Below are 12,514 nucleotides of genomic sequence, written 5' to 3' on the forward strand. Positions count from 1 at the left end.
TGTTCTGCAGTTGTTCTTCGGACTGAATTGCATAGTTGCGCACCACATTGGTCTTTCTTCGCGCATGACTGATGACCGCTCGCACATAATTACCGCTCTCTAGCTCCAATTACGACTCATAGCTCGTAATCTAGTGACCCGCCTGCCACGGTCTTGAAGCTTTCGGTCGGCTTGGGGCTTTCTTTGGCATGTCTTCCTTCTTAACGAGTCGTGGTTCCATGCCGCGTTCGATTCTGCCTTTCACTTTGCTGTCCATGCGGAAGGTGATCGGCGGGAGGAAGACGCGTTTGGCTGCCATATTGCAGTCCGGGCATGGGGCTTGTGCCCGGTCGCCGCTCATCCCCGTATACCAGACAGTGAATTCACCGCATTCCTGGCATTTAAATGTATAGTTAGGCATCGGCTACCCTCTCTCTACCTTATTTCTATGTCTTTCATGAAGATGTCTTTCGGCAAGGCGATTGTACAGCAAGAGTTCGGAATGTCTACGACGCCCGCGAGCCTTCCTTCTACCGGTGCGGAGCCGAGGAGCATATATGCCTGTTCTCCTGTGTACCCTTGTGTCTTCAGGAATTCAATTGCGTTCAGACAAGCATTGCGATATGCCGTATTGGCATCGAGATACGTCTGCTCACCAGTGAATTCATTGACCGAGACACCTTCAAACACAATGTATTCATTGTAATGCGGATCCATCGGGCCTGGCTTAAATGCCGGGTTCTTCTTGATTGCGTATTTTTCTACACCATTCTTAATCACATCGACATGCAGATCGATCCAGCCTGGCATTTCGATACCACCGCAGAAAGTGATTTCCCCGTCACCTTGTGAGAAGTGCAAATCCCCAACGGACAGTTTGGCTCCATCAACGAAAACCGGGAAGTAGATACGAGAGCCACGCGACAAGTTCTTAATATCACAGTTGCCGCCGTTTTCTCGTGGCGGAACTGTTCTGGCGCCTTCTTTGGCCACTCTGTCGTATTCCGCTCCCTTTAGGCTGCCTAGCACTGCTCTTTCCGGTGTCGGCAAGTTCGCAAGCGGCGGTACGCGGTTCGGATCCTTGTCAACGAGTTCCTTCTCACGACGGTTCCACTCATCCAGCATTTCTTGTGAAGGCGCTACACCAATCAGGCCAGGGTGAATGATCCCTGCGAATTTGACATCAGGCACATGACGCGATGTTGCATAGATCCCATGGAAGTCCCAGATCGACTTAGCCGCTTCGGGATAATGATCGGTGAGGAAGCTTCCGCCATTTTCTTTGGCAAAAATACCGTTGAAGCCCCACTCATGTTCATTGAAAACGCCAATGTCCAAAATATCGACGACGAGCAGGTCACCAGGTTCCACTCCATTAACATGCACCGGGCCACTCAGAACATGAACGCGCTCCAAGTTGACGTCCCGAATATCTGACGGGTCGTCGTTGTTCTTAATTTGGCCGTCTGTCCAGTCCAGACACTCCATTCGGAACGTTTCTCCCGGGTCTACTGAGAATGCAGCCGGTATGTCCGGGTGCCATCTGTTGTGTCCTGGTACGTCCTGCTGGTCCATCGTCTTGCTCAAATCCACCTTGAATAGCTTCTTTGGCATAGTTCATTCATCCTCTCGTGATCGGTGTAGTATCCATTCATATGAACGAAGCCGGATTGTCATTCATCCAACTTCCTACCTGTGCCCCTCGTGTTTTGTATGTAAACGCTTTTATGAAATCATTTCTGGCACTTTTGTTGGAGTTCAGCGACGGGTTTAAGAAACTTCTGTCCAGACTGAAGATGTGTCCGTTCCTTTCATTCGCAGTTTTGCGGTTCTGCTGTAGGGAATAATTTTTTTAAATTGCTTTGTTCACGGGAGGTTTAATAATGGAAAGGAACCAGAATGGAAGTATGTATTTGAAGACACTTGGGCTGGATCCAGAAAATCAGGAGGCTCCGATTGCATTTGTTGAGAGTGAGAAGCGGATGGACGGTCTATTTTACCGAAGGAATCACTTCCCCTATCCAGAGGTGGACAGTGACTTATTGGATATCGGCGGACTGACGGAGAGGAACTTAAGATTAACGGTTGCGGAATTGAAGGAACTGCCGGCTAGGACTGTAACTGTAGTGCTCAAATGTGCTGGCAACAAGCGTTCACTATTCAGTAAGAAGACATTTGGTGAACAGTGGGGCAAGGGAGCTCTCAGTCTCGGAACGTGGACAGGTGTACCGCTCCGCTCTCTATTGGAAAAGGCAGGACTAAAAGATGGCGTACAAGAGATTGTCTTCAATGGGCATGATGAAGGAATGCAGCCAGGATTCGATAAGACGGAATGTTATGGTCGCAGTCTGCCTCTTGAGAAGGCTATACATCCGGATACGATTGTCGCATACGCATACAATGGCGAACGTATTCCCGAATGCCACGGCGCACCACTTCGCCTTATTGTGCCTGGCTGGTATGCGATGGCTTCTGTCAAATGGCTGAGAACGATTCAAGCTTCAGCTGATCACTTTGAAGGACCTTTCCAGACGGATGATTATGTCTATTACCCTCATGAGGACAGTGATGAAGATGCTGAGCCGGTTCGTCAGCTTCGGGTCAACTCCACGATCCAGCAACCGCTTGATATGGCTAAAGCCGAGAAAGGTGAACAGATTGTAAAAGGAATCGCCTGGACAGGGATAGGTCATATCGAAAAAGTTGAAGTGAGCGTAGACAGCGGCTGTACATGGGAGGCTGCCGAATTGGAGGATGGAGAAACTGAAGGTGTAGACTATGGCTGGGTACCTTGGTCGTTTAAATGGCATGCTGAGAAAGCGGGAATTTACAAAATTTTCTCGCGTGCAAAAGACTCGGAAGGTCGCGTCCAGCCTGGAGAAGCTTGCTGGAACCGAAAAGGGTATGGCTATAATGCAATTGACAGAGTAAAGTTAAAAGTTTTAAAATAGAGAATTATAGTTCTTTCCGCCTAACTGTTTAAATGTGAAAGTTTTTTCGGTATAATTTCTTTATTCCCCCTTGAATTACTTGCTGGATATGTGACCAAGCAAATCAAGAGCCGGGCACTGGCATGATACAGTGCACCGGCTCTTTTTCTATTTTTATAATTCTTTAAGGTCCAATCAGCCATTCGATATCTTCATCTGTTAGCCTCTGGTTCGTTCCCTCTTCTTCCTTGTCCAAGATCTCACCAATCAATTCTCGTTTCCTATCTTGGAGCTCATTCATTTTCTCTTCAATCGTCCCTTTAGCAATAAGCTTGATTACATGAACCTTTTTCTGTTGACCCATACGGTGCGCACGGTCAGTAGCCTGAGCTTCGACTGCTGGATTCCACCATGTGTCATACAGAATGACTGTATCTGCTCCGGTCAGGTTCAGCCCTGTGCCCCCTGCCTTGAGCGATATGAGGAAAAATCCACGCTCTCCTTCGTTGAAACGCCTGCATAGCTCCAATCGTTCTGAAGCCGGTGTCGTTCCGTCAAGATAGAAGAATTCCATCCCACGCAGTGCGAGTTCCTGGCTAATCATGCTGAGCATAGAGGTGAATTGAGAGAAGATGAGCACACGGCGGCCAGCCTGTTGTGCTTCCTCCAAAATTTCAAACAGTTGTTCAAATTTTGCCGAGCTTCCGTTGTAACCATCGACAAAAAGAGCTGGGTGGCAGCAAATTTGCCTTAACCTAGTAATCCCTGAGAGGATGCGTATTCGGTTTTTACGGAATGTTTCCTTGTCGAGATGCTTGAACTCATCATGTCGCAGTTTGGCCAGATAAGCTCCGTACAATTTCTTCTGTTCAGGAAGCAGTTCGGCGCGCTCGATTGTTTCTGTTTTAGCAGGCAGCTCTTGCAGGACATCAGCCTTTGTCCGGCGTAGCAGGAAAGGTTTGACACGGCGGGCGATCTGTTTGCGCGACAATTTGCTGAAGTCTTTCACACTGCCGAATAGCTCAGGGAAAACAATATGAAAGATCGACCATAGCTCTTCCAATGCGTTCTCGATTGGCGTACCAGTAAGGCCAAAACGATGCGCCGCCTTAAGCTTCGCGGCAATACGCGCTGTACGGGTTGCAGGATTTTTGCAAACTTGGGCCTCATCGAAGAAAATCGTGTGGAACTGCTGGCCCCGATACCATTTTTCATCTTGAAGAAGGATCGGATAGGATGTGATCAGCACATCTGCCTGAAGGGATTCTTTCTGCTTGCGGACTCGCTCCGCCGGCTTACCATCCATAATGATTGCTTGTACACTTTTTGCAAACTTCGACAATTCGCTGTGCCAATTGTATATAAGTGATGAAGGACAAACGATAAGAACGGGTTCCTTCCTTTCACGGATTGCAGGTAGGTCCGAAATAATGAATGCAATGGACTGAATCGTCTTCCCGAGTCCCATGTCATCAGCGAGCACTCCGCCAAACCCTTTCTCAGCAAGTGTCTTCATCCACTTGTATCCTGTGATCTGATAGCTTCGCAGAGTGGCATCAAGTTCATTTGGAATTGGGATGTCCAATTCGTCCGGGGAACGCAGTTGTTCAAGGAACTGTCTGAATGACTCTTGAAGCTCGAACAAATCTGAGCCATCAATTAGGCCAAGTCCGCGCCCGATTGGCACTTTGTACCCTTCCTCGAATTCTGCCGGCTGAACGGTGAGTCCGTTCAAAAAGTCTGTGAGCCGGTTGAATTCATCCGTTTCCAAGGAGAGCAGAGCCCCGCTCCTCAAGCGATAGTACTTGCGTTTCTCTTCAAGTGCTTGCAGCAAGTTTTTAATTTCGCTTTGGGGAACTGCATCCATATCGAAAGTGAACTCAAGCCAGTCTGTCCGTTCCTTCTTAATATGAACTTCCAGCCTTGGTTTGAACGGGCCGGAAAGGACACGTTCACGCACAGCAGTTGTCGCATGGACACGTACATATTTTTCAATCAGCGGAAGCCGATTGTACAGGAAGTCATACTCCAAGTCCTCATTATGTATGTAGAAACCGCTCTCCGTTTCAGTGAATTTGCTTTCCTTCAACAATTGGAGGATTTCGTTCTCCATTTCGATATCTTGAAAAATCTCCTGCCTCTCCTGTTGTAGCGGATTGATGACAATCGGACCGTAATGGAATTCAAGGCTTGCAAGCAGGCGGCCGTTAACCCTGTCGAGGAACAGCTTTGCGATCAACTTGGCTTCACGCAGTTTCGCTGAGATTGCAGGAGACACATTAACATTACCGAGTAGTCGAAGCTGGGGAACAATCTCTTTTGTAAACGATTTGAGCTCGGCCTCTGGAATGATAGTTCGCACATGTCTTCTTAAGCTTTTCAACTGCTCAGACTGCAGCGTGCTTAGCTGGTAGACTGTATCCTCTTGCAGTAATGCAGCATATGGCACTAGGTGGATTAAGTCTTCCATTCCAGTGACGACGAGTGCATTTTCTCCTGCTTCCTCTTTGAATTGGAATTGGATTGGGGGTGTTCCTTTTCCCAATTTAAAAGATGCACCCGGCGCTTCTGCAAGTAAAGGTGCGATGCTCTGCCAGTATGCAGGCTGAATTGTGATAATTTGCTGCTTCTCCTCCAGTTCAGTTCTCACCATTTCCGTTAGCTGTTCCAGAACTCGATATGTTTTAGAATCAAAGCAATGTTCGGAAGGATTGTACACCGAATAACCACTTGCTTCTTGGACAGACCTGAGGAATTCTGGAATATTTGCAATAAGAACTTTCTCCTCACCAAGCCAAAGCCGAACGCCCAACAGGTTTCCCGGTTGCACATGAACTGTGAAAGCTAGATCAAGTACTGCCCTGTCTTCAAAGCGTGTTTGCTGGCGTGCGGATTGATAGGAGGTTTCCTTTTGAGAGAAAACCGAGCGAATGTCCGCACTCGTAGAATTCGAACGTGCCTTGCAGGCAATGAGGGCTGCAGCAATATGCTGACAGTCGGTTGTAACAGATGCGAGCTTGGGACAGTCGCATTCAACTTCGATTTGCCCACCAGGCCCCTGTTCAAGCTTTACATGGAAAGTGGCATGATTGGTACGGACTGTCACCTCGCATGAATCCGCTGAGCTATCAGGCTCCACGTCTACCTTGCCACGTTGGACGAGTGCCGCTCCTGCTTTATAAGATACTTCCCCGCAACGCTCGATGATTTCTTTTTGACTGACTCGTTTGTTCACATGCTTCTCCTCCTTTCATGATTACTTAGATGTACTACCGTCGCATTCAGTCGCTAGTCTCCTTTTCCCATCAGTCCGACGAAACGGGTTGCTGCTGGTGAGAGCGGCACGTTCTTCAAATGGCAGACACCGATACTTCTTTTTGGAATTGGTTGTTCTAGCTTAATTTCGTGCACGATGCCACGATCCAGATAGTCCGCTGAGAATTCTCGGATGACACATGCAATCCCTAAGTTGATTCGAGCAAATTCAAGTAGTAAGTCGTATGAGCCGAGTTCAAATTCCGGCGTAATCTGTATACCTTGAGACAATATGTATTCTTCAACATAGACGCGAGAATTCGCAGTCTCTTCCAGAAAAATAAGCGGCAGTTTTTTCAACTGTTCAAAAGTGAGCGGCCGCTTCAACAATGTTTTATATTTCTCCCCACAAACGAAAATATCCTCAATTTCGATACAAGGACGCAGTGTAAGGGCTGAGTCTTCAATCGGAAAATTACATATGGCGATATCGACCTGACCTGTTTTCAAAATCGCACACAATTCTTTTGTCGTTCCATTAATAATTCGGAAACGGATATTTGGATATTTGCCATGAAAACTTTCTAAAAAGGGTAGAAGATAATATCGCGAAATGGTATCGCCGACCCCGATTTTCAATTCACCGGCTGTTAGATTTTTGAACTCAAGAAGTTTCTCCTCTGCCCCATCAATGAGGCTGATGGCAGAGTTAACGTATTCAAACAGGATCCGGCCTGCATCTGTAAGTGTTACGCCACGAGGGGTGCGGTTGAAAAGCCGCGTATCAAGTTCGCGCTCCAATTGCGATATTGCCTGGCTGACCGCTGGCTGTGTCATGTAGAGTTCCTTTGCTGCTTTTGAGAAGCTTTCATTCTTGCCGACAATGCTGAACACTTTGTACAAGTCCAACTTTACAGACATATAAGCACCGCCTATATCCAATATTAGAGAGATTAATTTTACTTATATCACTAGTTCGGGGTATAGTACAAGTAGAGACAAACCAAATTATTCATATGTCCGAATTGAAGGAGCGATTTTTGTGGAAAGATTAGTTGGTACGGTTGTTAGAGGTCTGCGTGCACCAATCATTAATAATGGTGATGACATTGAGCAGATCGTCGTTGATAGTGTACTAAACGCTTCGAAATCTGAAGGCTTCGAGATTGGCGATAAAGATATTGTTACTATTACTGAGTCCATCGTTGCCCGTGCACAGGGTAACTATGCGACAATTGATGATATTGCAACAGATGTACATGCGAAATATGGTGATGAGACTGTAGGCGTCATCTTCCCAATTCTTAGCCGCAACCGCTTTGCAATCTGCCTTCGCGGTATTGCAAAAGGTGTAGCAAAAGGATCAAAGAAAATCGTCCTTATGCTCAGCTTCCCATCCGATGAAGTGGGTAACCACCTCGTTGATATTGATGAGCTTGACGTCCGTGGCGTAAATCCTTGGACAGATGTTCTGACTGAAGCTCAGTTCCGCGAACATTTCGGTTACAAAAAGCATACTTTCACGGGCATTGACTATATTGATTATTATAAATCACTTTGCGAAGAATATGGTGTTGAGTGCGAAGTTATCTTCTCCAACAACGCGAAGACAATCCTTGACTACACGAAGAATGTCCTTGCTTGTGACATCCATACTCGCAAGCGCACGCAGCGTATCTTGAAAGAAAACGGCGGCGAGAAGATCTATGCGCTTGATAGCATCTTGAACGAATCCGTAAACGGCAGTGGTTACAATCCGGAATACGGCTTGCTTGGTTCCAACAAGTCAACTGAGGAAAGCATTAAGCTCTTCCCTCACAACTCCCAGCCAATCGTTGATAACATCCAGAAACAGCTTCGTGACAAAACTGGCAAAAATGTTGAAGTCATGATCTACGGTGATGGCGCGTTCAAAGATCCAGTGGGTAAAATTTGGGAGCTTGCGGATCCAGTCGTTTCTCCTGCATACACTGCAGGCCTTGACGGTACACCGAACGAAATCAAGCTGAAGTATCTAGCTGACAATAACTTCGCTGACTTGCGCGGTGAAGAATTGCAAAAAGCAATCTCTGAGTTCATTGAGAACAAAGAAGAAGACCTCGTTGGCGCGATGGAAGCTCAAGGTACTACACCGCGTAAACTGACAGACCTAATCGGTTCCCTTTCCGACCTAACATCCGGAAGTGGAGACAAAGGTACACCGATCATCTTCATCCAAGGTTACTTTGATAACTATACGAAGTAATTCGGATAGCGAAACCCCGGCAGCATATGCTGTCGGGGTTTTTTATGTGTTGTTCATCAGTAGCTTCTAGAAAAAGAAAAGCAGCTGACGATCAGCTGCTTTTCTCCTCTAATTTATTTCGTAATTGCAATGAAATCTGCAATATCTGGTGTTTATCTTTCTTTTTGACCCTCAACTCATAATCTCCACAGTCAATCGGCAATTGTTGATTTTCAAGCTCTAACAATTGAACTTGCATCCAGCCGCCAATTGTATCCATGCTATAGTCATTAGCGAAATGAATACCAAATTCATTCTCTATTTCGGCCAGTAGAACGCGTCCATTGATTAGATATTCGCCATTTTCCAAGGGCAAGATATCAGGGATTTCATCACTATCGAATTCGTCTCGTATTTCACCGACGATTTCTTCCAATATATCTTCCATCGTAATAATACCAGCTGTACCACCAAATTCATCTATCACCAATGCCATATGAATTTGTTCTTTTTTCATTTTCAATAAAACGTCTTGTAAAGATGTCGATTCGTGAATAAAAGGGATTTCATGAATATAATCTTTTAAATTCGGCGACTCACCCAGTGCATATTTTGTCGTCATTTCTTTTGTATTTACAACACCCAGTATATGATCCTTATTTCCATCTCCGGTTACAGGATATCTTGTATAGTGATGAGTATCAATCACTCTTAAAATTTCTTCCTTATTCATATCTTCATTCAGGATTACCATTTGAACACGCGGAACCATTATATCCCTGGCCACACGCTCATCAAACAGGAAAATATTTCTCATGTAATCCAGCTCTGTCTGATTAATCTCCCCACTCTGATAGCTTTGGGTCATAATAATCTTCAATTCTTCCTCGGAATGTGCCTGTTCATGGTTGGTTAATTTAACGCCGAAAACACGGAGAATTAAACGTGATGAGCCGTTCATTAACCAGATAAACGGTGATAATAGCTTACCGAACATATAGAGAGGCGGGCTCAACAATAAAGTTAGACGCTCTGCATACTGGATAGCCAATGTCTTCGGTGCCAACTCCCCTAATACTACATGAAGAAAAGTCATGAGTAAGAGCGATAACGCATAGGAAGCAACTACAGACATTGAACTTGGTATTCCAAAGTAATCAAAAAGCGGGTGAAACAGTTTCTCTACAGTCGGTTCACCTAGTGTACCTAATCCTAAAGCAGTTACGGTTATGCCAAGCTGGCAGGCAGACAAATAATAATCCAAGTTCGTCACAACTTTTTTAGCAGCAACAGCACTTTTATTTCCTTCATCAATCAACTGGTCTATCCGCGATACACGCACCTTTATAACAGCGAACTCTGAAGCAACAAAAAAGGCTGTCAGCACAATCAAAAGCGCGATTAACAACAAATTCACTAGAATTAATATGTCCAATTATTTCCCTTTAAAAAAGGGATCCACCTCCGTATAAATAACTTAATTACTTAGTATTTAAATTATAGTTTTTCACTGTACATGTAAAGTAAATTCCTTGTTAATTTTAAGATAACCTAATTGGCTACTCATCAGTTACTATTAAACATAAAATTAGTATCCAAAGTTTGTATATACACTCAGTCATTCGTTATGATTAAACCTCAGCGAAAAAATAACAACGAAGAAGGTGTTAAGCACCTCGGACTTAGAAAAAATCACATCAGCACTCTTGTATATCCAGCCGATGATTCTGTTGCTCCAGGTACGGAGATTGGAACGAAAGTTGATTTTAATTCACTAGCGAACACGGTCGGTTCTTCTTTTTTCATATAAAGAAAATAGATACTTTAGAAATAATGATGTGGAGAAATGGGTGAAAACAGATGAAAAAAATCCGCCTCGTGGTATACATACTATTATTGACCGCAATGCTTGCAAGCTGCAGTTCCGAGCCAGAAAAGGATGAAGGCGATGTTGTTCTTACAGATGCTCAGCTTAAAGGTTTCGATAATAAGATTTTGTCCACACTGGCTAATGACGGTTTTGTATTTAATGTTAAAAAACAATCAGAGAAACTCACTGAACTTCCTGTAACGATTGAACTCTACAAAAAGGGCAAACTTGCAGGCCCACTCCTTGAAGCTGACATTATCGGATCTGAGGGAGAAAAGAAAACAAAATTCATGATAGCCAAGCAGCTCTTCGATGATGATAAAGATGTGAAGCAGAAGTGGATCATTGCCAGTTTCTCACATGAAATCGAGTCTTCTTTTGAGGGTCTTGAAGACAAAATCACTGGCCCTTCACCTTTTTCAATGGCCTCAACCTATGCGAAACTGCCACTAAAGTTGAACAAAGGCGAGAAAAAGACAATCGCTGCCTTCGTATCCACCAATTTTAACGGAATAGCTGAAAGCGATTTAGAAGCTGTTCTAAAAAATCCGAAAGCCACTTCAAAATATGAACGAGTCTACCTCATTCGCATAGAAGCAAAATAACAAAAGGAGTGAACCTATGCCACCACAAGCTGCATCTCAGGAAAACACAAAAACGAAACGCAAATGGTGGGCGCTTATTGCTGTCTGCTTCGGACTATTCATGGCATTGCTTGACGTAACGATTGTCAATGTCGCACTCCCTGCCATCCAGTCCGATTTGAACACTGATTTCTCAAGTTTGGAATGGGTGATCAGTGCCTATACACTTATCTTTGCCGTTGCACTTGTGACCGCAAGCCGCCTTGGTGATATATACGGACGGAAAACGATATTCATAATTGGGCTCGGCATCTTCACAATCGGTTCATTGCTTTGTGCCCTTTCCGCCCACTTCACATATGGGTCACTCTCTCACATCCAAACATTGAATGTTTCGCGCGGTGTACAAGGTCTTGGCGCTTCTGCCATGATGCCACTTTCCCTCGCCATCATTTCTGACACATTTACTGGGAAACAGCGTGGACTTGCTTTTGGAATCTGGGGAGGCATCAGTGGGTTTGCCACAGCAATCGGCCCGCTCGTTGGCGGTTATCTTGTCGATTACGTCAACTGGCAGTCGATTTTCTTTCTCAATATACCAATTGGCATTATCGGTATTCTTCTCTCTATTTGGGCAATTAACCAATCAAGAGATGAGTCTGCTCACCGCCACATTGATATGACAGGACTTATTCTGTTCACTGGATTCATGTTCTGTCTAATCTTTGGACTAATTCGGGTAAACCAAGCGAACCTCAGCTGGACTTCAACGCAAATTCTCGGTTTGCTTGGTGGAGCAGTAGTCTTGCTTATCATTTTCATTCTTGTTGAATTACGCATGGAAAATCCGATGATAGATCCGCGCCTGTTCAAGATTCCTAGTTTTACAGGTGCTGCGATTGCGGGATTCACCCTTTCAGCCGGTATGTATGCTCTGCTTTTCTATTTGTCCTTATACTTGCAGAATTCACTTGGATTCGAAGCATCAGAAGCCGGGTTCAGACTTGTCATTTTCTCGGCAATTTCCTTCCTTCTAAGTCCTGTCGCGGGCATTCTTATGTCAAAAGGACAACCAAAATGGCTCGTATTCATATCCCTAGCTTTTCTCGCGGTCGGCGTCTGGACGATGTCCGGCATATCCCCAGGGGACAAGCCTGGTGACTGGCTCGTACTCGTACCCGGCTTTATCCTTGCAGGGATTGGGAATGGACTCATCAACCCGCCAATTTCCAATTTGGCAGTCGGCACCGTTGAACCACGCCGCTCCGGTATGGCATCCGGCGTGAACAGCGTATGTCGCCAAATCGGTATCGCGTTCGGTACCGCATTCTTTGGTGCCATTCTTGCAAATCGCTACACTGCCATTGTTAAAGAGAAAATCAATGGGCTGCATGTCCGCGGGCTTTCAGATACGATTAAGGAAAAAATGACGCACGGCATCAGTGAAGCTGGACCGATTGCAGGTAGTACCGGTCTAAAAGGAAACGGTGCTTCATCAGGTGCTGCAGACGGCTTTACACATAGTCCGCTCTTCCCGAAAATCCAGGAGATTTCCCACGGAGCTTTCATTAGCGGAACATCTGATATTATTAAGATTGCCGCAATTATTTTGGCAATTGGAGCAGTTGCTTCACTGTTCCTAATTCGAAAAAAAGATATGAAACATTAAAAA

General features: G+C 45.2%; 9 protein-coding genes. 4 read left to right on the plus strand and 5 right to left on the minus strand.

Annotated elements, in window-relative coordinates:
- Positions 1–130: 130 nt before the first annotated feature.
- Both QR721_RS12905 and fmdA read right to left on the minus strand, forming a co-directional pair.
- On the minus strand, positions 131–400 hold the full coding sequence (locus QR721_RS12905; protein ID WP_348027635.1) for an FmdB family zinc ribbon protein: 270 nt from the start codon (positions 398–400) through the stop codon (positions 131–133).
- A gap of 14 nt (positions 401–414) precedes the next feature.
- A complete protein-coding gene (gene fmdA / locus QR721_RS12910) occupies positions 415–1,593 on the minus strand; it encodes a formamidase (RefSeq protein WP_348027637.1) in 1,179 nt (392 codons plus the stop codon).
- Positions 1,594–1,862: 269 nt separating this feature from the next.
- Here fmdA and QR721_RS12915 point away from each other — a divergent pair, with 269 nt between their 5' ends.
- Positions 1,863–2,930 carry a sulfite oxidase gene (locus QR721_RS12915; RefSeq protein WP_348027639.1) on the plus strand — a complete coding sequence of 356 codons (1,068 nt, stop codon included), beginning with the start codon at positions 1,863–1,865 and terminating at the stop codon, positions 2,928–2,930.
- Between the two features lie 163 nt (positions 2,931–3,093).
- Here the strand turns inward: QR721_RS12915 and QR721_RS12920 are convergent, their stop codons facing one another.
- Both QR721_RS12920 and QR721_RS12925 read right to left on the minus strand, forming a co-directional pair.
- The gene (locus tag QR721_RS12920) at positions 3,094–6,144 is read right to left on the minus strand and encodes a DEAD/DEAH box helicase (protein ID WP_348027640.1); all 3,051 of its coding nucleotides are present in this window, start codon (positions 6,142–6,144) and stop codon (positions 3,094–3,096) included.
- A gap of 53 nt (positions 6,145–6,197) precedes the next feature.
- Positions 6,198–7,085: a LysR family transcriptional regulator gene (locus QR721_RS12925; RefSeq protein ID WP_348027642.1), complete on the minus strand. Its 888-nt coding sequence runs from the start codon at positions 7,083–7,085 to the stop codon at positions 6,198–6,200.
- A gap of 121 nt (positions 7,086–7,206) precedes the next feature.
- Between QR721_RS12925 and QR721_RS12930 the strand changes: the two genes are divergently transcribed.
- On the plus strand, positions 7,207–8,409 hold the full coding sequence (locus QR721_RS12930; protein ID WP_348027644.1) for a coenzyme F420-0:L-glutamate ligase: 1,203 nt from the start codon (positions 7,207–7,209) through the stop codon (positions 8,407–8,409).
- Positions 8,410–8,500: 91 nt separating this feature from the next.
- On the opposite strand, the gene QR721_RS12935 is transcribed toward QR721_RS12930, so the two are convergent.
- Positions 8,501–9,823 carry a hemolysin family protein gene (locus QR721_RS12935; RefSeq protein WP_348027646.1) on the minus strand — a complete coding sequence of 441 codons (1,323 nt, stop codon included), beginning with the start codon at positions 9,821–9,823 and terminating at the stop codon, positions 8,501–8,503.
- A gap of 425 nt (positions 9,824–10,248) precedes the next feature.
- On the opposite strand from QR721_RS12935, the gene QR721_RS12940 reads away from it, so the two are divergent.
- Together QR721_RS12940 and QR721_RS12945 are read left to right on the plus strand one after the other, a co-directional pair.
- On the plus strand, positions 10,249–10,863 hold the full coding sequence (locus QR721_RS12940; RefSeq protein WP_348027648.1) for a hypothetical protein: 615 nt from the start codon (positions 10,249–10,251) through the stop codon (positions 10,861–10,863).
- Positions 10,864–10,879: 16 nt separating this feature from the next.
- Positions 10,880–12,511 carry an MFS transporter gene (locus tag QR721_RS12945; protein WP_348027650.1) on the plus strand — a complete coding sequence of 544 codons (1,632 nt, stop codon included), beginning with the start codon at positions 10,880–10,882 and terminating at the stop codon, positions 12,509–12,511.
- Positions 12,512–12,514: the final 3 nt, after the last annotated feature.

The organism is Aciduricibacillus chroicocephali (assembly GCF_030762805.1).
Classification (GTDB): domain Bacteria; phylum Bacillota; class Bacilli; order Bacillales; family Amphibacillaceae; genus Aciduricibacillus; species Aciduricibacillus chroicocephali.

Bases quoted from the DNA above. Each gene is read 5' to 3' on its own strand.
- QR721_RS12915 (WP_348027639.1), top strand. From the start codon at position 1,863: ATGGAAAGGAACCAGAATGGAAGTATGTATTTGAAGACACTTGGGCTG.
- fmdA (WP_348027637.1), bottom strand. From the start codon at position 1,593: ATGCCAAAGAAGCTATTCAAGGTGGATTTGAGCAAGACGATGGACCAG.
- QR721_RS12905 (WP_348027635.1), bottom strand. From the start codon at position 400: ATGCCTAACTATACATTTAAATGCCAGGAATGCGGTGAATTCACTGTC.
- QR721_RS12940 (WP_348027648.1), top strand. From the start codon at position 10,249: ATGAAAAAAATCCGCCTCGTGGTATACATACTATTATTGACCGCAATG.
- QR721_RS12925 (WP_348027642.1), bottom strand. From the start codon at position 7,085: ATGTCTGTAAAGTTGGACTTGTACAAAGTGTTCAGCATTGTCGGCAAG.
- QR721_RS12945 (WP_348027650.1), top strand. From the start codon at position 10,880: ATGCCACCACAAGCTGCATCTCAGGAAAACACAAAAACGAAACGCAAA.